Below are 21,258 nucleotides of genomic sequence, written 5' to 3' on the forward strand. Positions count from 1 at the left end.
GGGCCTCTCCCTTCAGGCGATCCGGGCGCCGGCGGCGTCGAAATAGAGCGGGTTGCGGGGGGCGACGGGGACGGCGTCGCCCGGCTCCAGCGCGGTGTGGGGGTCGGCGAGCGTGACCAGCGCGTGGCCCGCGAGCGCGAGGTGCAGGCGGGTCTGGTCACCCAGCCGCTCGACCCGGATCACCTGCGCCTGCGGGCCGTGATCGTGGGCGATGTGCTCGGGGCGCAGGCCGATGACGGCGGCGCCGGCGGGCGCGCCGGCCCAGAGGTCGGCGGGCAGGGCGTTGATCCGCGGCAGGCCGAGGCGGCCGGCGACGTAGAGGCTGACCGGGTCCTCGTAGATCTGGCGGGGCGTGCCGAACTGCACCATCCGGCCGTGGTCGAGCACGCCCACGTGGGTCGCCATGGTCATCGCCTCGACCTGGTCGTGGGTGACGTAGAGCAGGGTGGCCCCCAGGCTCGCCTGGATGCGCTTGAGCTCGACGCGCAGCTCCGCGCGCAGCTTGGCGTCGAGGGAGCTCAGCGGCTCGTCCATCAGGTGCGCCGCCGGGTCGCGCACCAGCGCCCGGCCGATGGAGACGCGCTGCATCTCGCCCCCCGAGAGCGCGGTCGCCTTGTTGTCGAGCTTGTGAGAGATCCGCAGGACCTCGGCCACCTCGGCGATCTTGCGGGCGATCTGGGGCTCGGGCGTGCGCAGGATGGGGGAGCGGAGCGGGAAGGCCAGGTTCTCGCGCACCGTCATGTGGGGGTAGAGCGAGTATTGCTGGAACACCATCGCCACGTTGCGCTGGGCCGGCGTGTCCGAGAGGACCGAGCGTCCGGCGATGCGGATGTCGCCGCGGTCGGGCCGGTCGAGCCCCGCGATCAGGCGCAGGGTGGTGGTCTTGCCGGCGCCGGTAGGGCCCAGCAGCACCACGAAGGCGCCGTCGGGCACGGTCATCGTCACGTCCGACAGGGCCTGCGTGTCGCCGAAGGCCTTGGAGACGCCGGCGAGCTGGATCTCAGCCATGCAGGACCCCCTCGTTCAGCTCCGAGCGCAGGGCGCGGCCCGATTGCGCGTCGAAGACGGTGGTGGTGCGGCCGTCGAACTCGAGGCCCACGGTCTCGCCCATCCGGGCGGGCTGGTCGGCGGGGATGCGGGCCTTCACCTCGCCGTTGGGGGTGGCGAGCGTGACCACCTGGGTGGTGCCCAGGTACTCGGTCGCCAGCACCTCGCCGCGGTAGGGGGCGGCGTCGGACAGGCGCACATGCTCGGGGCGCACGCCGTAGACCATGTCGCCCTCGAAGGCCTCGCGCAGGGCGGGCAGGCCGAGGGCGGCGTGGTGCAGGCTGGCCTGCGTGGCGCCGGGGGGGAGCGTTCCGTGGAAGCGCAGGAAATTCATCGGGGGCGAGCCGATGAACTCCGCCACGAACAGGGTGGCGGGCTTGTCGTAGATGTCCTGCGGGGCGCCGAACTGCTCGATCACCCCGTGGTTCATGACCACGATCTTGTCGCCCATCTGCATCGCCTCGAGCTGGTCGTGGGTGACGTAGATGGTGGTGGCGCCCATGCGGTCGTGCAGGGCGCGCAGCTCCTCGGCCATGCGCTCGCGGAACTCGGCGTCGAGCGCGCCCAGCGGCTCGTCCATCAGGAAGCAGGCGGGGTCGCGCACGATGGCGCGACCCAAGGCGACGCGCTGCCGGTCGCCGCCCGAGAGGCCGCCGACGGGGCGGTCGAGGATGTCCTCGATCCCGAGGATGCGCGCGGCCTCCTCGACCTTTCGGCGGACCTCGGCGCGGGGCATCCCCTGGCTGACCAGCGGATAGGCGATGTTCTTGCGCACGTTCAGGTGCGGGTAGAGGGCGAACATCTGGAAGACGAAGGCGATGTCGCGCTGGGAGGCGGGGCGGGAGGCGACGTCCTCGCCCCCGATCAGGATCTCGCCGGACGTCGGCAGCTCGAGGCCGGCGATCATGCGCAGGGTGGTGGTCTTGCCGCAGCCCGACGGGCCAAGCAGCATGAAGAACTCGCCGTCCTCGACCTTGAACGACGAGGACTGCACGGCGGTGAAGTCGCCGAACTGCTTGCGGACGTTGCGGATGACGATCTCGGCCATCAGCGATCCTCCGGGAAATGGCTGACGATGATGAACATCACCGTGCCGGTCAGCAGCACCAGGAACGACCAGGTGAAGGCCGCCAGCCAGAACGGCTGCATCAGCATGAACACGCCCAGGCCGATGGCGATGGAGGCCACCATCTCCCACGGGCCGCGGCGGAGGCGGGCGAGGCCTGACAGGAACCGGGTCATTTGCGCACCGCTCCGAAGGTGATCCCGCGCAGCAGGTGTTTGCGCAGCAGGATGGTGAAGACCATGACCGGCAGCAGGAACAGCGTCGCGCCGGCGGCGACGGCGGGCCAGTCCTGGCCGCCCACGCCGATGATCGTGGGGATGAAGGGCGGCGCCGTCTGCGCGGTGCCCGAGGTCAGCAGGACCGCGAAGGCGTACTCGTTCCAGCTGAAGATCAGGCAGAAGATCGCGGTGGCGGCGATGCCGGTGGCCGCCTGCGGCAGCACCACCTTCCGGAAGGCCTGGAAGCGGGTGTAGCCGTCGATCAGCGCGGCCTCCTCGTATTCGCGCGGGATCTCGTCGATGAAGCCTTTCAGGAGCCAGACCGAGAGCGAGAGGTTCACCGCGGTGTAGAGCAGGATCATCCCCAGGTGCGTGTCCGAGAGCCCGAGGCTGCGGAACATCAGGAAGATCGGGATGGCCACCGCGATGGGCGGCATCATCCGGGTCGAGAGGATGAAGAACAGCAGGTCGTCCTTCAGCGGGATCCGGTAGCGGGAGAAGGCGTAGGCCGCGAGCGTGCCGAGGAAGACCGAGAGGAAGGTCGAGCCGAAGCCGATGATGACCGAGTTCAGGAACCGCTCCCCGAACCGGCTCGGCCCGGCGATGACCATGCCCTTCTCGTGCACGATCTCCTCGTACCAGGTCTGCGGCGGGTTCTCGGCGAGGTATTCGGGCGTCTGCCGGGTCTGGGCGGTGAACAGGTTCACGTAGCCCTCGAGCGTCGGCTGGAAGGCGATCTTGGGCGGGTAGGCGATGCTGTCCGCCGAGCTCTTGAAGCCGGTGGACACGATCCAGACCAGCGGCAGCATCGTGACCAGCGCGTAGAGGATCACCAGCGTGCCGGCGACGGCCTTCTGGCGGGGAGACGGATCGGTGGTCGAAAAACTCATCGTTCCTTCACCTTGTTCAGCGCCTTCACGTAGATCGAGGCGAGCCCGAAGACCGTGACGAACAGGATGATCGCGTAGGCGGAGGAATAGCCCGTGCGCCACTTCTCGAAGGCCTCGCGCTTGAGGTCGATCGAGGTCAGCGTGGTGGTGTTGCCGGGGCCGCCGCCGGTCAGCTGCACCACCAGGTCGAACATCTTGAAGTTCTCGATGCCCCGGAACAGCACGGCCAGCATCAGGAAGGGCAGCACCATGGGGACGGTGATCGTCCAGAACTGCCGCCAGGGGGAGGCGCGGTCGCACTCGGCGGCCTCGTAGATCGACTCGGGGATCGAGCGGAGCCCGGCGAGGCAGATCAGCATCACGAAGGGCGTCCACATCCAGGTGTCGACGATGACGATGGCCCAAGGGGCGAGCGAGACCTCGCCGATCATCGAGAAGCTGGTGGCCGGCGCCCCGGTCAGGAACTCGATGGCGTAATTGAACAGGCCGATCTGGGGCTGGTAGAGGAAGGTCCAGAAGTTCCCCACCACCGCCGGCGACAGCATCATCGGCAGCACGATGATCGTCGTCCACAGGTCGGAATGGCGGAACTTGCGGTTGATGAGCCAGGCGAGCGCGAAGCCCAGCAGCACCTGGAAGAACAGCGTCCAGAACAGGAAATGCGCCGTCGCCTGCATCGTCGCCCAGATGTCGGCGTCGGTCAGGATGCGCTGGTAGTTGCGCAGGCCGATGTTCTCGACCTCGGCGTTGGGGCGGTTGGCGCGGAAGTTGGTGAAGCTCAGCCGGATCGTCCAGATCAGCGGGAAGATGTTCACCGCCAGCAGCAGGAAGATCGTCGGGGCCACGAAGATCCAGGCGATCGCCCGGTCGGAGAGGCCGCGGATGCGTCGGGCCATGCCGGGCGGCGTAGCCTCCGCCACGCGGCCCATCGCCGTGTCGGTCATCGGAAGTCCTTGCGGTTCGCGGGCGCGGGGGGCCGCCCGGCCGGGGGAGGAAGCGTGGTCCCGGCCGGGCGGTTCAGGGCGGACGCGGGGCGCGAGGATCCCGCGTCCGCCCGGACCGGACCGCCCGTGCGGGGGCGGGCCGGCGCCCGGGGCGACCCCGTGGGGTCAGAGCTTGCCGTCGTCCTCGAAGACCTCGGTCCAGTCCTTCACCAGGCCGTCCAGCGCCTCCTGCGCGGTGCCCTGGCCGGCGACGACGTACTTGTGGACCCGGTCCTGCATCGCCAGGAGCAGCGAGGCGTAGGAGGGCTCCGCCCAGAAGTCCTTCACGATCGCCATGCTGTCGAGGAAGGTCTGCGCATAGGGCTGGGAGGTGGCGAAGCCCGGATCCTCGACCACCGCCTTCAGGGCCGAGTAGCCGCCGAGGCTCCACCACTTCTTCTGGACCTCGGGCTGGGCGAACCACTGGATGTATTCCAGCGCCGCCTCCTGCTGGTCGGAGTAGCTGACGACCGAGATGCCCTGGCCGCCGAGCTGGGCGAAATGCCCCGCGGGGCCGGCGGGATTGGCGAAATAGCCCGACTTGCCGCCGCCCACGTTCGGGTCGGCCTCGACGCCGGGCCAGATGAAGGCGAAGTTCATCTGCAGCGCCACCTGGCCCGACTTGTAGGCGTCGATGTCCTCGGACATGTACCAGTCGGACGAGCCCGGCGGCGTGCAGCAGTCGTAGAGGGCCTTGTAGAACTCCAGCCCTTCCACCGCGCCGGCCGAGTTGACGTAGCCCTCGAGGTCATAGGGCTTGTCCGGGTTCTCGTAGAGGAAGCCGTAGTTGTAGAGGGCGTTGGTGACGCCCATGGTGATGCCTTCCGAGCCGCGCTCGGTATAGATCGCGGCGCCGTAGACGGTCTTGCCGTCGATCTCGCGCTCCTGGAAGAACTCGGCGATGTCCTTGAGTTCGGCGAGCGTCTTGGGGGGCGCGAGGTCGCGGCCGTATTTCTCGCTGAACTCCTTCTGGAGCTCGGGCTTCTCGAACCAGTCCTTGCGGTAGGTCCAGCCGACCACGTCGCCGAAGGCGGGCAGGGCCCAGTAGTTGGGCGTGCCCTTGGGCCATTCGGCGTAGCCCGTCACGGTGGCGGGGATGAAGTCGCCCATGTCGATGCCGTTGGCGTCGAAGAAGTCGTTGAGCTTCACGTAATGCCCGGCCTCGGCGCCCAGGCCGATCCACTGGCTGTCGCCGATCATCAGGTCGCAGAGCTGGCCGCCGGAGTTGAGCTCGTTGAGCATGCGGTCGGCGAAGTTGGGCCAGGGGACGAACTCGAAGCTCATCTTGTGGCCGGACTTCGCCTCGAAGTCCTTGCTCAGCTCGATGAGGGCGTTGGCGGGGTCCCAGGCGGCCCAGCACAGGGTGAGGTCCGCGGCGCTCGCCTGTCCGGCGCCCAGCGCCGAGGCGACGGCCACGGCCGACGCGAGGGTGACGGGGGTGGTCTTCATGGTGGGGTCCTCCCTGGACGAAGGCGCGTGTGTTCTTCTTCACACCTCCGCTGCGCGCCGGGGTGCAGGGAATTCGTAAATGAGGGGCGTGCCTCACGTCCACTGTTTTGAGGTACGTTCATCATTTTGCGCAGACCGCCGGGCGCGGGCCCGAGGCCGGTTTCCGGGCGCAAGCGCTTCGGTCGCAAGGCGGATTCGGCGCGCGCGACGGGGCAGGGCGGCGCGGGCGAAAATCGGGGGAGAGTGGGGGCTGGGGCGGGCCGGAGGGCGCGGGGCCTGCGAATCAGGGCAGGTTCTCGCGCAGCACGATCTCGATGCGGATCCGCTCCTGCGCCTCGAAGACGGGGGCGGCGTCGCAGGCGGCGCGCAGCACCCGCAGGGCGCTGCGCGCCAGGTGTCCGACGTCCTGCGAGATGACGGCCGCCATCTCGTCGAGCTGCAGCGCGCGGCGGGTGGCCGGCGTCAGCTCGTGCCCGATCACCACCAGGTCGTCCAGCCGGCCGGAGCGGCGCAGCGCCTTCAGAAGCGGCGTGTTCCCCGAGCCCATCGAGTAGACGCCGACCAGCTTCGGGCGGTTCAGCGCGGCCTCCAGCGCCACCGTCTCCATGCGGGCGGGATCGTCGTAGGACTCGGCGGTGGGCAGGGCCGAGAGGCGCGGGAAATCCTCGGCCATCACCTGGTCGAAGCCGAGGCGTCGGTCGAGACTGTCCCGCGATCTCAGGGAGTTGGTGACCACCAGCACCTCGCCGCCCTGGGGCGCGAAGCGGCCCATCAGCAGGGCGGCGGTGCGCCCGGCGGCGACGTTGTCGATGCCCACGAAGCGGTCCCGCGGGGCGTTCGGCAGGTCGGAGACGAGGGCGACCACGGCCAGCCCCTCGGCCTTCAGGCGGGCGACGGCGTCGCGGACCTGGGGCGTCTCGGGCGCCATGATCGCCACCCCGTCGAGGCGGCGGGGGTTCAGCGCGCGCAGCGCGCGGACCACGGCGTGCGGGTCCTGCGCCGGGGTGGTCACCACCTTGACCGCCGCCCGGTCCGCGACCTGGGTGGCCGAGGCCTCGAGCAGGGCGGCGCGCAGGGCGTCGACGAACTGGTTGGGCCCCTCCGGCAGCACGAAGGCGAGGCGATAGAAGCGCTGGCGGGCGAGGTTGGCGGCCGAGGCGTCGCGCACGTAGCCCAGCCGGGCGACCGCCTCCTGCACCCGGGCGATGGTCTTCTCGCGCACGCCGGGGCGGGCGTTCAGCACGCGATCGACCGTCGCCAGGCTGACGCCCGCCTCCTTCGCGATGTCGTGAACCGTCGGTCTCATCGGGCGCCTCCGCCCCGAAACCTAGACGTCGTCCTGAGGTACGTCAATCAAGCGCGGAGAGGGGGGAGAGGGCCTCAGCCCTCCTCCTCCAGCACCTTGCCGGGGTTCATGCGGCCGTCCGGGTCCAGCGCCCGCTTCACCAGGCGCATCACCGCGATCTCCTCGGGGGAGCGGGTGTGGCCGAGGTAGGGGCGCTTGGTGGTGCCGATCCCGTGCTCGGCCGAGATGCTGCCCCCGAACTCCCGCACCGTGTCGTAGATCGCCCGGTCGAAGCCCTCCCGCGGCTGGTCGGTCCCGCAGGCGGGGGAGCGCACGATCAGGTGCAGGTTGTTGTCGCCCAGGTGCCCGTAGGCGAGGTGCATCGCATCGGGCCATTGCGCGCGGACGCGGGCGGCCGAGGTCTCGACGAAGCGGTCGGTGACGCCCGCCGGCAGGCCGATGTCGTAGGAGACCAGCGGCCCCGCCTTCTGGCGCAGGTCGCCCACGATCTCGCGGATCTTCCAGAAATCGGCGGCCTCGCGCTCGGTCTGGGCGATCAGGGCGTCCTCGATCAGGCCCTCCTCCATCAGCTCGCCCAGGGCGTCGGGCAGGCGGGCGTCCTCGCCGGCCCCGAAGCGGGAGATCTCGACGATGGCGTAGAAGCGGTGGGGGGCGGCGAAGGGGCGGCGCAGCTCGAAGGTGGAGGTGATGGTGTCGAGGTATTCGTCCCACATCGCCTCGAAGCTGGTCAGGCCGGGGCCGAAGCGGGCGCGCAGGGCCGAGAGCAGCGAGAGAAGCGAGGCGTAGTCGGGCAGGGCGCACAGCGCCACGTCCAGCGCGGCGGGCTTGGGCTGGAGCCGCAGCGCCAGGCGGGTGATGACCCCCAGCGTCCCCTCGGCCCCGATGAACAGGTGCTTGATGTCGTAGCCGGTGTTGTTCTTCACCAGCCGGTTCAGGGCGTTGACCACCGTGCCGTCGGGCAGCACCACCTCGAGCCCCAGCACCTGGTCGCGGGCGGTCCCGTAGCGGATCACCCGGTTGCCGCCGGCGTTGGTCGAGACGTTGCCGCCGATCGAGCAGGAGCCGCGGGAGCCGAGGTCGAGCGGGAAGAACAGGCCCGCCGCGTCGGCCGCCGCCTGCACCTCGTGCAGGGGCGTGCCGGCGCGCACGATCATCGTGGCGCCCTCGACGTCCACCTCCTCGACGCCGGTCATCCGCTCCAGCGACAGGGCGACGCCGCCGGCGACGGGGTGGGCGCCGCGCACCAGCCCGGTCAGCCCGCCCTGGGGCACCACCGCGAGGCCCGCGCGGGCGCAGGCGGCGAGCACCGCGGCGACCTCGGCGGTCGAGCGGGGGCGGGCGAGGGCGAGCGGGCGCACCGGGGGCTGGCGGGACCAGTCCTGGCGGTTGCGGGCGGGCACCTCCTCGCCGAAGACCAGCAGGTCGGGGGGGAGGTCGCCGCCCTGGGCGGCGAGCGCGGCGGAGAGCGCCTCGGCGGCCGCGGCCTCGGCGGAGGTCTCGGCGGGCCGGTCGATGGATCCGGTGTCGGTCATGCTGCGCCTCCCATGCGCGTTGCGCCGGGGGCCGTGCCCGCGGCGTCGTTCGGTTTCCATAGTGTTAACGCGTCCTTTGGCCGAATGCGCGCCCGACGCGCCGGGCCGCGGCGCTTGCCGTTGCGTCGCTTTGCGGCCACCATGCCCGTCCGGTGCGTGGCGTAGGGGTGGGACGATGATCGGTTTCCTTTTCGCGGCCCTGCTTGCGGTCCTGCTCGCGCCCGGGGCGGCGCGCGCGCAGGACAACACGACCTGCGATGCGAACGCCTATGCGCTGTGCTCGCACGCGCTGTGCGCGTGCCTCGACGCCGACGGCGCGCCGACCGACTGCCCGGAGGATCCCGCGGCGGCGGGGACGGTGACCTGGGCCTCTTGCGCGTGTCCGGTGGTCAAGGTGGGTCCGGAGCCCGCCTACAATGCCAACATCGGCGACACGGCCTGCCTGCAGCGCTCGGCGACGACGCTGCCGGACTTCGCGACGCCGCTGGGCGGGAGCGGGCAGGTGCAGCTGATCTTCTCGCAATACTCGCTGGGCGACGCGGCGCCGGGGGCGCGCTACGGCACGCTCGACGGGGCGCGGATGCAGCTTTGCCCGCCGACGGACGCAGCGGGGAAGCGGGCGCTCTATGCCAACTGCCTGGACCAGCCCTGCTTCTGGGACGGCGTCTCGGCGGAGGCGAGCTGCTTCTGCCCGGTGAACCCCGCGACGGGGACCTGGAACACCTTCGCCAGCGACTGCGGCGCGGGCCTGTGCGAGACGCCGCCGGGCAAGGTCTGGTCGGCCGCCGACGCCGGCGCGACGGCCGAGGCGACGGGACGGCTGCAGGGCTTCATCGCCGCGACCGGGCGCACCCCGCCCGAGGTCGGCTTCTGCCCGCCGGGCTGAGCGCCCGGCCTCCCCCATGGCCCTGCCCCTCAGTCGGGGGGCGAGACGCAGCCGTCGGCGGCGAGCGCGTCGATCTCGTCGTCGGTGAAGCCCGCCTGGCGCAGGGTGGCGCGGGTGTCTGCGCCCGGCGAGGACGCCGGCGCCCGGATCGTGCCCGGCGAGGCCGAGAGCCGCGCGATCAGGCCCGCCAGCGGCAGGACGGGGCCGTCCGCTCGCGGCTGGTGATCCTGGAACACGCCCGAGCCGCGCACGCCCGGATCGTTGATCGCCTGGATCGGGCTGAGGGCGGGGCCCGAGGGGATGCGCGCCTGCGCCAGCGCGTCCATCGCCTGCTGCATGGTCAGGGGCGCGGCCCATTCGGCGAGGATCGCCGACAGCTCGGCCCCCGCGGCGCCGCGCTTCTCGTCGGTGTCGAAGCGGGGATCGGTCGCGAGCTCCGGCCGGCCGATGGCGTCGCACAGGCGGCCGAACATCGCCGGGCCGACCACCTGCACCACCACCGCGCCGTCGCTGGTGGGGACCAGCTCGGCGGGGCCGGCGTAGGGGCTGCGCCCCTCGGCGGGGGGGCGGTCGACGCCGGTGGAGGCTTCGAGCAGGACCGCGTTCATGAAGGTCAGCGCGGTCTGGAGGAGGGAGGCCTGCACCTCCTGCCCCTCGCCGGTCTGCTGACGGTGCATCAGGGCGGCCAGCACGCCGATGGCGGTGCCCAGGCCGGTGCCGAAGTCGACGTAGTTCGCCGCGGTGCGCACCGGGCGGCCGGGCCAGCCGCTCATGTAGGTGGCGCCGCTCATCGCCTGGCCGATCAGGTCGAAGCCGTTGCGCCCCGAGAGCGGACCCTCTGGCCCGTAGGCCGAGACGTTGGCCGAGATGATCCGCGGGTTCGCCGCCTTCAGGGAGGCGTAGTCGAGCCCCAGCTTCGCCAGCGCGGGCGGCGGCATGTTGGTCAGCGTCACGTCCGCCACCGCGACGAGCCGGTCGAGCACCTCGCGCCCGCGCGCGCTGCGCAGGTCCAGGGTGATGGACTTCTTGTTGCGGTTCAGGGCCAGGAACTGGGCGCCGTCCTCGAACCCGTCGAGCCGCAGCAGGTAGCGGTCGTCGGCGCCGCCGTGGGGCTCGACCCGGATCACCTCGGCGCCCAGGTCGCCGAGGATCGAGCCGCAGTAGGGCCCCGCGATGTAGCGGCTGAAATCCAGAACCCGGACGCCGTCAAGCACCCCCGGCGCGGCGGCCGTCGACGCGGCCTCGCGGTTCATGCCGTCGTCCATGCGCGGCCCTCCCGTATTGCGGGCCGGTCGCGGGCGCCGGCCTTCGTTGGGGCGCAGTTTCTATCGGCCGGTCGGCAAGTTCCAGTGATTCCCGGCGGATCGTGCGGCAGGGGCGTCGGCCCCCGGCGGCGGGCGGATCAGCCGAAGAGCCGCCCCACCAGGCCCGAGATCCCGCCGGGGGCGAAGCGCTTCAGGCGATAGGCCGTCGCGCCGTCGTCGCGTTTCTCGGCCTCGACCCGGCAGCGGTGGTCGGCGCGGACCTCGCGCAGGTGGTCGAGGGTGCGCTGGATCTCGGCGCGCTCGTCGGCCTCGGCCCCGGGGTGCAGCGGCGCCTCTCCGCGGCTGCGGCGGCCCTGCGCGAAGGCCTCGGCGATCTCGGCGACGGTGGTCCCGGCGTCGGCGGCGGAGACGAGGCGGGCGACGACGCCGCGGGGCAGGGGCTCGTGGAAGCTCTCCGGAAGCTCCAGCTCCAGCAGCCCGTGCTCGATCAGCGCGGCCTCGAGCGAGCGCAGGGCGATGGCGAGGATGCGGTCGCGCCCCAGCCCGTTCCACAGCGCCCAGCCCGCCGCCCGCATCGCGAAGCCGGGTCGGGCGGAGGCGATCTGCGTCTCGTAGAGGCCCTGCAGGCGGGAGCGCATGGGGCCGCGCAGGGCGTCGAGCTCGGCGAAGGACATGCGCGGCCAGTCGGGCTGCGGGATCTCGCGCGCCAGCTCCGGCGGCAGCTCGACCACCGGGCGCTCGGAGCCGTCGGCGGTGCGCGGGCCGCCGGGGTCGCCCCCGAAGATCGGGTTGGCGGGGTCGAGCGCGAAATGCTCCTGCAGGAAGCGCTGGCAGTTGCGCTGGCCGAGGATGAAGTCGTGCTGGCGGAAGCGCAGGTCGAGGAAGCCCGAGAACCCGCCCAGCGCCCCGCAGGCCAGCAGCGAGGCGCCGGTCAGCGCCTGGCTGCCGCCCTCCGCCGGGCGGCTGGGGGCGATCATGAAGCGGGACTTCACGTTGGGCATGGCCGCGGCCGCGAGCTCCGCCGGCTTGAAGCGCGCCTGGGAGATCATCGCGCCGAAGAGCTTGCCGACCACGCCCGGCAGCCCCGCGCCGGCGAGGTCGAGCGGGTTCTCGGGCGAGACGGTGGCGAAGACGCCGCCCTCGGGGAAGGCGTCGATCATGATGACGGCGCGGTCGGCCTCGGCCGAGCCGCGGGGGTTGGGGTCGAGCCAGTCGGAGCCCTTCTTTCCGCCGCGCCCCTTCGCCTTCGGGCGCAGGGTGTAGCGGGCGAATTCGAAGGGCTCGTTGTTGGTCACCCCGCCGTCGACGGCGACGTAGGTGGCGTCCCCGTCGGGAGAGGTCTTGGCGAGGCCCCAGTCGGGGCGGGGCAGCTCGTCCAGCGGCAGGTCCAGCGGCCAGGCGCCGCCGGCGGCGCTGGGCGCGCCATCGATCTCGAAGGCCTGGTGCTCGCCCATCTTCGCATGGATGAAGCGGGAGGGGAGGCCGACGGGGAAGGCGCCCGAGGCCATCGCCGTCTCCCGCAGGTCGGTCCAGGCGGTGGCGGCGCGGCCCTTGCGACGGGCGCCGAGGTCGACGGCGCCGCCCCTGGGGGGCGTGCGCAGGGGCACGCCGCGGTCGTGGTGGCCCTCGAGCCAGGCCGAGCCCAGCGGGACCGTGCCCAGCCCGTGCACCGCGAAGTGGCGCGCCATGGCGTGGCGGGACATCTTGTGGCCGGCGCGGCGGTCGAAATGCGCCTGGTAGACCACGCCCTGAACGTTGGTGGTGGTGATGAACAGGTCCAGCGGCTCGGCCAGGAACGGGTAGCCCTCGCCGCGCCGCCAGACCACGTCCTTCAGCGCCCGGTTCGCCGCCCGGTCGATGGCGAAGCCGCTGAGCAGCGAGGGGATCGGCAGGCGATGGCGGCGGCAGGCCTCGAGGTCGGCGACGCCCAGCAGGCCCTCGGGCGTCTCGTCGTCCTCGGGCGCGGCGTCTGGGTCGGGCTTCGCGCGCCGGGCGGCGCGGGGATCGACGGTCAGGGCCAGCTCGGTCACCCAGATGTCGTGCAGGCGCCTGAGGGCGAAGGCGTAGTCGCGCGCCGCCTGCGGGCGGGGGGCGTAGGTCCCGGCATGCAGCTTGCGCTCGGAGGGGAGGCCGTCGAGCAGGGAGGCGACCACGAGGCTCGCCGAGGTGCCGCCCCCGGACGTGCCGCTGATGACCTTCAGGACCACGGGGCGGTCCGGGTGCGCCTCGGCATGGGCGGCCAGCGCGCGGGTCAGGAAATCGACCACCCCCGCGAGGTAGGCGCCGGCCGAGACGGAGCCCGCCATGGTCAGCCCCAGAAGGAACGGCTTGGTCGGCTCGGGATCGCCGGGCATCGGTGAGGCCCCCCTCGGATCGGCACGCATGACGCAGCGTCCGAGCATGGCGCGCCCCGGCCGGGAATTCAATCGGAGGGCGCGCCGGCGCGGGGCGGCCCGCGCCGGAGGGGGGCGGGCTCAGCGGCCGTGGAAGACCGGGGCGCGGCGTTCGACGAAGGCGGCGGCGCCTTCGCGCAGGTCCTCGGTCTGGAACAGGATCGCCTGCTCCCCCGCCTCGGCGTCGAGCGCGTCGGCGAGATCGGCGGTCCAGCCCTCGCGCAGCTGTCGCTTGATCGTGGCGAGGGACAGGGGCGGGCCGTCGGCGAGGGCCCGGGCGGTCGCCATCGCCTCCTCCGCCAGGGCCTCGTCGTCGACGACCGACCAGACCAGGCCCCAGCGCTCGGCCGTCTCGGCGTCGAGGGGTCGGGCGAGCAGGGCCATGCCCCGCGCCCGCGCCGCGCCCGCGAGCTGCTGCACCAGCACCGAGGTCCCCCCGTCGAGCGCCGCCCCCAGCCGCCCGAAGCTGAGCAGGAAGCGCGCCGAGCGGGCCGCGATGACCACGTCGCCGGCCAGCGCGATGCCCACGCCCGCCCCCGCCGCCGCCCCGTTGACGGCGCAGACCACGGGCTTGGGCCCCTCGCGCAGGGCGAGGATCAGGGGGCTGAGCTCGCGGCGCATCCCGTCGGCGATGGAGGCGCCGGAGGCGAAGACCTCCCCGCCCAGCTGCGCGCCGGCGCAGAAGCCGCGCCCCTCGCCGGTCAGCAGCAGGGCGCGGACCTGCGGATCGTCGATCGCGCGCTGCACCGCCCGGCGCAGGGCGCCGATCATCGGCAGGGTCAGGGCGTTGAGCTGGGCGGGGTTGTTCAGCCGCAGCACCGCGACGGCGCCCTCGCGGCTCTCGATCACCGCGCTCTCGGGGTCGATGGGGTCGGTCATGGGGCGGGGCGTCTCCGGCGTAAGTGGGGGCGAGAGGGGGGCGGGGCCCCCTCAGGCGCGCTCGTAGAGGGTGGTCACGCAGGCGCCGCCCAGGCCGAGGTTGTGCTGAAGCGCCAGGCGCGCGCCCGCGACCTGGGTCGCCTCGGCGGTTCCGCGCAGCTGCCGGGTCAGCTCGTAGCACTGCGCGAGGCCGGTGGCGCCCAGCGGGTGGCCCTTCGACAGCAGGCCGCCCGAGGGGTTGGTCACCACCCGGCCGCCGTAGGTGTTGTCGCCGTCGTCGATGAACCGCTCGGCCCCGCCCTCGGGGCACAGGCGCAGCGCCTCGTAGGTGATCAGCTCGTTGTGGGCGAAGCAGTCGTGCAGCTCGACCACGTCGAGGTCCTCGGGGCCGACGCCCGCGGCCTCGTAGACCTTGTCGGCCGCCTCGCGCGCCATGTCGTAGCCGACCACGCGCATCATGTCCCCGGCCTCGAAGGTCGAGGGGCGGTCGGTGGTCATCGCCTGGGCGCGGATGCGGACCGAGGCGTCGAGGCCGCGGTCCTTCGCGAAGCGCTCCGACACCAGCACCGCCGCCGCCGCGCCGCAGGTGGGCGGGCAGGCCATCAGCCGGGTCATCACGCCGGGCCAGATCACCTGGTCGGCGAGCACGTCCTCGGCCGTGACCTCCTTGCGGAACACCGCCTTGGGGTTCTTCGCGGCGTGGCGGGAGGCCTTGGCGCGGATCTTGGCGAAGGAGGCCAGCGGCGTGCCGTGCTTCTCCATGTGGCTCAGCCCCGCGCCGCCGAAATAGCGCAGCGCCAGCGGCACCTCCGGATGGCCGACGAGCGCGTCGGTGGCGGCGTCGAACGCGGCGAAGACGTTGTCGCGGTCGTGGAAGACGGCGCCCAGCGCGCCGGGGTTCATCTGCTCGAACCCCAGGGCCAGCACGCAGTCGACCTGGCCCGATTCCACCGCCTGGCGCGCGAGGTAGAGCGCGGTCGAGCCGGTGGAGCAGTTGTTGTTCACGTTCACGATCGGGATGCCGGTGGCGCCCACCTGGTAGAGCGCGCGCTGCCCGCAGGTCGAATCCCCGTAGACGTAGCCGACGTAGGCCTGGGCGACGTCCTCGTAGCCGATGCCCGCGTCGGCGAGCGCGAGGCGCGCGGCCTCGGCCCCCATCGCGTGATAGGGGGCCGACGCCCCCGGTTTGGCGAAGGGGATCATCCCCACGCCCGCGACATGCGCCTTGCCGGACATCTGCGGCCCTCCCTGGCCGTCCCGGGCGGTTCCTACCCGTGGACATTTGGTTACCCGTGGGTAATAAACGGGCCCGTGGTCGTGGTCAACGACCGCGTTCGGCGCCATGATGCGCCCGACGGCGCAGCCCCGCGACTCCGGTTCGCGGGCCCGGCAGGAGACGACCCCGCGCATGACCCGTCCCGCGACGCAGATCTCGCCCTTTCCGACGCCGGAGCGGCGCCGCCGCGACCGCTCGGCCAAGCGCGAGGCGATCCTGGACACGGCGCTGGAGCTGTTCCTCGAGCAGGGCTACCACCACGTCACGCTCAACCAGGTGGCCGAGCGGCTGCACATCACCAAGCCGGCGCTCTACAACTACTTCTCCGGCAAGACCGAGATCCTGTTCGCCTGCTGGATGGCGGGCTACGAGCAGGCGGCCGAGGCGATCGCGCGGATCGAGGCGGGGCCCGGCGACGGGCTGGCGCGCCTGCGGGCGCTGATCCGCGCCTACGGACTGCTGATGACCACCCCGCGCGGGCGCTGCCTGATCCGCTTCGACGTCCAGGATTTCACGCCCGACCAGCGCGAGGGCATCTCGGAGTGCAAGAAGCGCGTGGACGCGGCCTTCCGCGGCTGGATCGAGGCGGGGATCGCGGACGGCTCGATCCGCCCGTGCGACGCCAAGATGGCGGCCTTCGCGCTGGGCGGCGCGCTGAACTGGATCGGCCGCTGGCATCGCGACGACGGCCCGATGAGCGCCGAGGCGGTGGTGGAGGATTTCGCGCAGACGCTGACCCAGGGGCTCGCGAACGACTGACGGACCGGCGCGACGGGGTCGAAAAGACGCCCCGCGCGCAATCAGGGAGGACGAGATGAATCTCACGCACGGACTGCGCCGGGCGGCGCAGATCAACCGCGACGCCGTGGCGACCGGGTTCGAGGGGCGATACCGCACCTGGGGCGAGGTGGCCGAGCGGGTGGCGCGCGCCGCCGGCGGCCTGCGCGGCCTGGGCGCGGCGGAGGGGGAGCGGGTGGCGATCCTGTCGCTGAACTCGGACCTCTACCTCGAGGCCTATCTCGCCGCCGCCTGGGCGGGCGCGGTGATCGTCCCCCTCAACGTGCGCTGGAGCGCGGTCGAGAACCGCGACGCGCTGGAGGATTGCCGCGCGAAGGTGCTGATCGTCGACCGCGCTTTCGCCGAGCTGGGGGCCGAGATCGCCAAGGCCTTCCCCGGCATGGCGCTGGTCTACGCCGACGCGGGCGAGCCGCCCGCGGGCATGACCGCGTGGGAGACGCTGGCGACCGCCTCCGACCCGATCCCCGACGCGATGCGCAAGGCCGAGGACCTGGCCGGCATCTTCTACACCGGCGGCACCACCGGGCGATCCAAGGGGGTGATGCTCTCCCACGGGAACCTGACGGCGAACGCCTTCAACGCGCTGGCCGAGGGGCTGTTCGGCGTCGACGTCACCTATCTGCACGCGGCGCCGATGTTCCACCTGGCCAACGGGGCGGCGATGTTCTCGCTGCTGCTGTCGGGCGGCTCGAACCGGATGATCCGGGCCTTCACGCCCGACGGCGTGCTGCAGGCGATCCAGGACGAGAAGATCACCGACGCGCTGCTGGTGCCCACCATGATCCAGATGCTGGTCGATCATCCGAAGGTGGGGGACTACGACCTCGGCTCGCTCCGCCGCATCGCCTACGGCGCCTCCCCGATCTCGGAGGCGGTGCTGGACCGCGCGATGAAGGCCCTGCCGGGGGTCGAGTTCGCGCAGGCCTACGGGCAGACCGAGCTCTCGCCCATCGCCACCGTCCTGCACTGGAAGGAGCATATCGGCGAGGGCCGCGCCAAGGGCCGCCACCGCTCCGCCGGGCGCGCCACGCTGGGCTGCGAGGTGCGGATCGTGGACGCCGAGGACAACCCGCTGCCCGTGGGCGAGGTCGGCGAGATCTGCGTGCGCGGCGACGTGGTGATGATGGGCTACTGGGAGCGTCCGAAGGAGACCGCGGACGCCCTGAAGGGCGGCTGGATGCACACCGGCGACGGCGGCTACCTGGACGAGGACGGCTTCGTCTACGTGGTCGACCGGGTGAAGGACATGATCATCACCGGCGGCGAGAACGTCTACTCGGTCGAGGTGGAGAACGCGCTCGCCCAGCATCCCGCCGTGGCCCAGGCCGCGGTGATCGGCATCCCGCACGAGCACTGGGGCGAGCAGGTGCACGCCGTGGTCTACGCCGCCCCCGGCGCGACCGCCGCCGAGGCGGAGCTGATCGAGCACTGCCGCGCCCTGATCGCGCACTACAAGTGCCCCCGCTCGATCGAGATCCGGTCCGAGCCGCTGCCCCTGTCGGGGGCGGGCAAGATCCTGAAACGCGATCTGCGCGCCCCGTTCTGGAGCGACGCCGGCCGCAACGTCAGCTGATTTCAAGCCGCGCCGGGAGGGCGGGCGAACCGCCCCCCGGACACCGTTTCAGGGCGTGCGGAGACGCGCCGACAGGGAGAGAGCGTCATGGATAGAGCGCTGGGAAAGATGCTGCCCGGCAGCCTGCTGGCGACCGCCGCGATCCGCAGGGGCGAGCGCACGGCGGTGGTCGACGTGGGGACCGGCCGGCGCGCCACCTACGCCGAGGTCGATGCGCGCGCCAACCGCCTGGCCAACGCGCTGGGCGCGGCCGGCTTCGCCAAGGGCGACGTGCTGGCCTTCCTGGTGTCGAACCGCACCGAGATCGTGGAGATCTACTTCGCCCTGTCGCGGGCGGGGATCGTGGGCGTGCCGCTGAACTACCGCCTCGCGCCGCCCGAGCTCGACGGGCTGATGGAGGCGATGGGCGCCCGCGGCCTGATCTACGAGGACCGCTTCGCCGCCGCCGCGGGCGCCTGCCGGCACGGCCGCGACCTGCGCATCCGCGTGGGCGAGGCGGACGGCGACGCCTCGGCCCGCCTCTACGAGGAGGTGCTGGCGCAGGGCGCGCCGACGCCGCCGACGGTGGAGGTCGAGGAGAGCGATCCCTTCTACTTCAACCTCACCTCCGGCACGACGGGCCTGCCCAAGTCCTACCTGCTGTCGCAGTACAACAACGCGACGCTCGCCCCGATGTTCATCGGCTTCGACTGCTCGCCCCGCGACGTGATGATGACCGTGTTCCCCGCCTTCGGCCGGGTCGGCTTCGCCTGGATCGGGGCCGCGGCGGTCTACGGCGTGCCCAACGTGCTGATGAACTTCGAGCCGGCGGCGGTGCTGCGCGCCATCGAGGCCGAGGGGGTGACGATCCTCAACCTCGTGCCCACCATGGCCGCGATGCTGCTGACCGCGCAGGACGACGTGCAGGCGGACCTCAGCAGCCTGCGCGCGGTGGTCTTCGCCGGCTCCTCCCTGCCCGAGCCGATCCGGCGGGCGACGGAGGCGCGGCTCTGCCCCCACGTCTACGAGTATTACGGGATGCAGGAGACCGGCGCCCTGGTCGCCTCGACGCCCGAGGACCGCCGGCGCGCCCCCGGCTCGGTCGGCCGCGCGGTGCTGTTCGCCGAGGTGCGGGTGGTGGACGACGCGGGCCGCGACCTGCCGGTGGGCGAGACGGGCGAGATCATCGGCCGCTCCCCCAACGCCACCACGGCCTACTGGCAGAACCCCGAGAAGACGGCCGAGACCTTCCGCAACGGCTGGATCCATACCGGGGACCTCGGCTCGATCGACGCCGAGGGCTACCTGACGATCCGCGGGCGCAAGAAGGACATGATCGTCACCGGCGGCCAGAACGTGCATGCCGCAGAGGTCGAGGAGGTGCTGCTCGACCACCCCGCCGTGCAGGACGCCGCGGTCTTCGCGCTGCCCCACGAGATGTGGGGCGAGGCGGTCACCGCCCTGATCGTCGCCAGGCCCGGCTCGGTCGACGCGGCGGCGCTGGAGGCGCACTGCCGCGCGCGGATGGCGGGGTTCAAGACGCCCAAGCGGTTCCTCTTCGACACCGAGGCCCTGCCGCGCACGCCCACCGGCAAGGTGCAGAAGTTCCTGCTGGTGGAGCGGTTTTCGGTCCCCGAATCCGCCGACGGATGAGCGCCCAGGGTCCCGGGCGGCGCGCCCGGGACCCGCGCGCAGGGGCGGGGCGCGGGGATCAGAGTTCGGCGTAGAGCTCGACGATGTTGCGGTCGGGGTCGGCGAAGAACATCGCGCGGTGGCCCCATTTCGGCAGGTTCGTCGGCGCGCGCAGGAGGGTCGCCCCGTGGCGCATCAGCCGGTCGTGCCAGTCGTCCACGCTCTCGGCCGGGATGCGCAGGGCGATCTGGACCGGCGACGCGCCGGCCGGCATCGGGCCGTCGTCGCAGACCCACCAGACGCCGCGGGGCCGCAGCGTCAGCAGCGTTCCGCCGACGTCGAAGCTGACCCAGCCCTCCAGGTCCTCGACGACCGGGAGGCCCAGGGCCTGCTCGTAGAACGCGCGCGACCGCGCGAGGTCCGCGCAGGGAAGAACGGTATAGGTCATCTGCATCGTCGCGCGCCTCCGGGCTCGGTCGATCCACGGCCCGGGCCGCGTCGAAAAGGCAAGACGCCCCGCCCGGTCTCCCGGGCGGGGCGTCTGTGGTTCAGGCCGGGCGGCGCTCAGGCCGCCCGGGGAGGCCTCACGGCCCTTCGAACAGCTTGCCGCCGGCGGTGTTCTTCATCGCGGCCTGGCGGTCGTTGGAGGACTGGAAGTCCTTCACCTCGGCGCGGGCGATGACGTTGTGGTGGACCTCGTCGGGGCCGTCGGCCAGGCGCAGGGTGCGCTGCTTGGTGTACATCTCCGACAGCGGCGACCACTGCGAGACGCCGGTGGCGCCGTGCACCTGCATGGCCTGGTCGATGATCTGGCAGCACTTCTCGGGCACCATGGCCTTCACCATCGAGACCCAGACGCGGGCCTCCTTGTTGCCCAGCACGTCCATCGCCTTGGCGGCCTTGAGGACCATCAGGCGCATCGCCTCGATCTCGATCCGGGCGCGGGAGATGGTCTCCATGTTCTTGCCGAGATCGATGATCCGCTTGCCGAAGGCCTGGCGGTTGAGCCCGCGCGAGATCATCAGGTCCAGCGCCTTCTCCGCCGCGCCGATCGAGCGCATGCAGTGATGGATGCGGCCCGGGCCCAGGCGGACCTGGGAGATCTCGAAGCCCTTGCCGACGCCCCAGAGGATGTTCTCCTTGGGGACGCGCACGTTCTCGAGCTTGATGTGCATGTGGCCGTGGGGCGCGTCGTCATGGCCGAAGACGCACATCGGGCCCACGATGTTCACGCCGGGCGTGTCCATCGGCACCAGGATCTGGGACTGCTGGCGGAAGGGCTCGGCCTCCGGGTCGGTCAGGACCATGCAGATCATGATCTTGCACTGCGGATCGCCGGCGCCGGAGATGTAGTACTTCTCGCCGTTGATCACCCACTCGTCGCCCTCCAGCACCGCGCGGGTGTGGATGTTGCGCGCGTCGGAGGAGGCGACGTCCGGCTCGGTCATGCCGAAGCAGGAGCGGATCTCGCCGTTCAGAAGGGGCTTGAGCCACTTCTCTTTCTGCTCGGGCGTGCCGACGCGCTCCAGCACTTCCATGTTGCCGGTGTCGGGGGCGGAGCAGTTCAGCGACTTCGAGGCCAGCGGGTTCTTGCCCAGCTCGACCGCGATGTAGGTGTAGTCGAGGTTCGACAGGCCCTCGCCGGTCTCGGCGTTGGGCAGGAAGAAGTTCCACAGGCCGTCTTTCTTGGCCTTGTTCTTGAGGTCCTCCATGATCTCGAGCTGGCGGGGATGCCAGGTCCAGCGGTCGGACTTCTGGGCGTCCAGGCTCTGGAATTCCTCGAGCACGGGGTCGCAGTTGTCGCGCACGTGCCGGATCACCTTGTCCAGCAGCGGGCGGACCTTCTCGGACATCGTGAGGTCGTTGATGTCCTGATGGGGCAGGGAATGCTTCACGGGTCTCCTCCCAGAGATGGGCGCCGTCGCGGGGCGCTTTCGAGTGTTGGGACCGCGCCTTGCGGCGGGTCCGGGACGGGCCTTGTCGAGGGGCCCCGGGGGACGTCGGATGCGACGCTAGGGGGCGCCGCCTTCGCCGTCAAGTTGCCTGTCGGCCGGTTGGCAAGCCGTGTCGCCGCAGGCGGTCGAAG

The 21,258-nt window shown here is 72.0% G+C and carries 18 protein-coding genes; 4 read left to right on the plus strand and 14 right to left on the minus strand.

The features are described from left to right. Positions 1-12: 12 nt before the first annotated feature. From P2H44_RS13725 to P2H44_RS13760, 8 genes are all read right to left on the minus strand, one after another. Positions 13-1,008 (minus strand): ABC transporter ATP-binding protein, encoded by a 996-nt coding sequence (locus P2H44_RS13725; RefSeq protein ID WP_275764279.1) that lies wholly within the window; start codon positions 1,006-1,008, stop codon positions 13-15. After that, complete coding sequence (locus P2H44_RS13730) at positions 1,001-2,095, minus strand: ABC transporter ATP-binding protein (protein ID WP_275764281.1); 1,095 nt, start codon at positions 2,093-2,095, stop codon at positions 1,001-1,003. Before P2H44_RS13730 ends, P2H44_RS13725 begins: the two co-directional genes overlap by 8 nt. Further along, positions 2,095-2,289 (minus strand): hypothetical protein, encoded by a 195-nt coding sequence (locus P2H44_RS13735; RefSeq protein ID WP_275764282.1) that lies wholly within the window; start codon positions 2,287-2,289, stop codon positions 2,095-2,097. Before P2H44_RS13735 ends, P2H44_RS13730 begins: the two co-directional genes overlap by 1 nt. After that, on the minus strand, positions 2,286-3,221 hold the full coding sequence (locus P2H44_RS13740) for a carbohydrate ABC transporter permease (RefSeq protein ID WP_275764284.1): 936 nt from the start codon (positions 3,219-3,221) through the stop codon (positions 2,286-2,288). The genes P2H44_RS13735 and P2H44_RS13740 overlap by 4 nt, the downstream gene beginning before the upstream one ends. Continuing rightward, positions 3,218-4,165 (minus strand): carbohydrate ABC transporter permease, encoded by a 948-nt coding sequence (locus P2H44_RS13745; protein WP_275764285.1) that lies wholly within the window; start codon positions 4,163-4,165, stop codon positions 3,218-3,220. The genes P2H44_RS13740 and P2H44_RS13745 overlap by 4 nt, the downstream gene beginning before the upstream one ends. A 165-nt stretch (positions 4,166-4,330) precedes the next feature. Further along, positions 4,331-5,653, minus strand: a complete 1,323-nt coding sequence (locus P2H44_RS13750) for an ABC transporter substrate-binding protein (protein WP_275764286.1) — start codon at positions 5,651-5,653, stop codon at positions 4,331-4,333. 283 nt (positions 5,654-5,936) lie between these two features. After that, positions 5,937-6,959: a LacI family DNA-binding transcriptional regulator gene (locus tag P2H44_RS13755; protein ID WP_275764287.1), complete on the minus strand. Its 1,023-nt coding sequence runs from the start codon at positions 6,957-6,959 to the stop codon at positions 5,937-5,939. A gap of 74 nt (positions 6,960-7,033) precedes the next feature. Continuing rightward, positions 7,034-8,491, minus strand: a complete 1,458-nt coding sequence (locus P2H44_RS13760; protein ID WP_275764289.1) for an FAD-binding oxidoreductase — start codon at positions 8,489-8,491, stop codon at positions 7,034-7,036. A gap of 175 nt (positions 8,492-8,666) precedes the next feature. Here P2H44_RS13760 and P2H44_RS13765 point away from each other — a divergent pair, with 175 nt between their 5' ends. Continuing rightward, positions 8,667-9,377, plus strand: a complete 711-nt coding sequence (locus tag P2H44_RS13765; protein ID WP_275764291.1) for a hypothetical protein — start codon at positions 8,667-8,669, stop codon at positions 9,375-9,377. 29 nt (positions 9,378-9,406) lie between these two features. Here the strand turns inward: P2H44_RS13765 and P2H44_RS13770 are convergent, their stop codons facing one another. The 4 genes from P2H44_RS13770 to P2H44_RS13785 form a co-directional block, all read right to left on the minus strand. Then, entirely contained in the window at positions 9,407-10,642 is a 1,236-nt protein-coding gene (locus P2H44_RS13770) for a CaiB/BaiF CoA transferase family protein (protein WP_275764293.1), read from the minus strand. Positions 10,643-10,779: 137 nt separating this feature from the next. Next, complete coding sequence (locus P2H44_RS13775) at positions 10,780-12,996, minus strand: hypothetical protein (RefSeq protein ID WP_275764295.1); 2,217 nt, start codon at positions 12,994-12,996, stop codon at positions 10,780-10,782. A gap of 120 nt (positions 12,997-13,116) precedes the next feature. Continuing rightward, positions 13,117-13,914, minus strand: coding sequence for an enoyl-CoA hydratase/isomerase family protein (locus tag P2H44_RS13780; RefSeq protein ID WP_275764296.1), 798 nt, complete (start codon positions 13,912-13,914; stop codon positions 13,117-13,119). Positions 13,915-13,965: 51 nt separating this feature from the next. Further along, complete coding sequence (locus P2H44_RS13785) at positions 13,966-15,150, minus strand: lipid-transfer protein (protein ID WP_275764297.1); 1,185 nt, start codon at positions 15,148-15,150, stop codon at positions 13,966-13,968. Positions 15,151-15,322: 172 nt separating this feature from the next. Here P2H44_RS13785 and P2H44_RS13790 point away from each other — a divergent pair, with 172 nt between their 5' ends. From P2H44_RS13790 to P2H44_RS13800, 3 genes are all read left to right on the plus strand, one after another. Further along, positions 15,323-15,949 carry a TetR/AcrR family transcriptional regulator gene (locus P2H44_RS13790; RefSeq protein ID WP_275764299.1) on the plus strand — a complete coding sequence of 209 codons (627 nt, stop codon included), beginning with the start codon at positions 15,323-15,325 and terminating at the stop codon, positions 15,947-15,949. Between the two features lie 55 nt (positions 15,950-16,004). Beyond that, entirely contained in the window at positions 16,005-17,561 is a 1,557-nt protein-coding gene (locus tag P2H44_RS13795; RefSeq protein ID WP_275764301.1) for an acyl-CoA synthetase, read from the plus strand. 87 nt (positions 17,562-17,648) lie between these two features. After that, positions 17,649-19,193 (plus strand): class I adenylate-forming enzyme family protein, encoded by a 1,545-nt coding sequence (locus P2H44_RS13800; RefSeq protein ID WP_275764303.1) that lies wholly within the window; start codon positions 17,649-17,651, stop codon positions 19,191-19,193. A 58-nt stretch (positions 19,194-19,251) separates the two neighbouring features. On the opposite strand, the gene P2H44_RS13805 is transcribed toward P2H44_RS13800, so the two are convergent. Together P2H44_RS13805 and P2H44_RS13810 are read right to left on the minus strand one after the other, a co-directional pair. Then, positions 19,252-19,626 carry a VOC family protein gene (locus P2H44_RS13805; RefSeq protein WP_275764305.1) on the minus strand — a complete coding sequence of 125 codons (375 nt, stop codon included), beginning with the start codon at positions 19,624-19,626 and terminating at the stop codon, positions 19,252-19,254. A 130-nt stretch (positions 19,627-19,756) separates the two neighbouring features. Further along, a complete protein-coding gene (locus P2H44_RS13810; protein WP_275764595.1) occupies positions 19,757-21,025 on the minus strand; it encodes an acyl-CoA dehydrogenase family protein in 1,269 nt (422 codons plus the stop codon). Positions 21,026-21,258 lie beyond the last annotated feature (233 nt).

Source organism: Albimonas marina, assembly GCF_029223255.1.
Classification (GTDB): Bacteria; Pseudomonadota; Alphaproteobacteria; order Rhodobacterales; family Rhodobacteraceae; genus Albimonas.

Excerpts from the sequence above, each read along its gene's own strand:
- P2H44_RS13725 (WP_275764279.1), bottom strand. The coding sequence starts at position 1,008 with ATGGCTGAGATCCAGCTCGCCGGCGTCTCCAAGGCCTTCGGCGACACG.
- P2H44_RS13730 (WP_275764281.1), bottom strand. The coding sequence starts at position 2,095 with ATGGCCGAGATCGTCATCCGCAACGTCCGCAAGCAGTTCGGCGACTTC.
- P2H44_RS13735 (WP_275764282.1), bottom strand. The coding sequence starts at position 2,289 with ATGACCCGGTTCCTGTCAGGCCTCGCCCGCCTCCGCCGCGGCCCGTGG.
- P2H44_RS13740 (WP_275764284.1), bottom strand. The coding sequence starts at position 3,221 with ATGAGTTTTTCGACCACCGATCCGTCTCCCCGCCAGAAGGCCGTCGCC.
- P2H44_RS13745 (WP_275764285.1), bottom strand. The coding sequence starts at position 4,165 with ATGACCGACACGGCGATGGGCCGCGTGGCGGAGGCTACGCCGCCCGGC.
- P2H44_RS13750 (WP_275764286.1), bottom strand. The coding sequence starts at position 5,653 with ATGAAGACCACCCCCGTCACCCTCGCGTCGGCCGTGGCCGTCGCCTCG.
- P2H44_RS13755 (WP_275764287.1), bottom strand. The coding sequence starts at position 6,959 with ATGAGACCGACGGTTCACGACATCGCGAAGGAGGCGGGCGTCAGCCTG.
- P2H44_RS13760 (WP_275764289.1), bottom strand. The coding sequence starts at position 8,491 with ATGACCGACACCGGATCCATCGACCGGCCCGCCGAGACCTCCGCCGAG.
- P2H44_RS13765 (WP_275764291.1), top strand. The coding sequence starts at position 8,667 with ATGATCGGTTTCCTTTTCGCGGCCCTGCTTGCGGTCCTGCTCGCGCCC.
- P2H44_RS13770 (WP_275764293.1), bottom strand. The coding sequence starts at position 10,642 with ATGGACGACGGCATGAACCGCGAGGCCGCGTCGACGGCCGCCGCGCCG.
- P2H44_RS13775 (WP_275764295.1), bottom strand. The coding sequence starts at position 12,996 with ATGCCCGGCGATCCCGAGCCGACCAAGCCGTTCCTTCTGGGGCTGACC.
- P2H44_RS13780 (WP_275764296.1), bottom strand. The coding sequence starts at position 13,914 with ATGACCGACCCCATCGACCCCGAGAGCGCGGTGATCGAGAGCCGCGAG.
- P2H44_RS13785 (WP_275764297.1), bottom strand. The coding sequence starts at position 15,150 with ATGTCCGGCAAGGCGCATGTCGCGGGCGTGGGGATGATCCCCTTCGCC.
- P2H44_RS13790 (WP_275764299.1), top strand. The coding sequence starts at position 15,323 with ATGACCCGTCCCGCGACGCAGATCTCGCCCTTTCCGACGCCGGAGCGG.
- P2H44_RS13795 (WP_275764301.1), top strand. The coding sequence starts at position 16,005 with ATGAATCTCACGCACGGACTGCGCCGGGCGGCGCAGATCAACCGCGAC.
- P2H44_RS13800 (WP_275764303.1), top strand. The coding sequence starts at position 17,649 with ATGGATAGAGCGCTGGGAAAGATGCTGCCCGGCAGCCTGCTGGCGACC.
- P2H44_RS13805 (WP_275764305.1), bottom strand. The coding sequence starts at position 19,626 with ATGCAGATGACCTATACCGTTCTTCCCTGCGCGGACCTCGCGCGGTCG.
- P2H44_RS13810 (WP_275764595.1), bottom strand. The coding sequence starts at position 21,025 with ATGTCCGAGAAGGTCCGCCCGCTGCTGGACAAGGTGATCCGGCACGTG.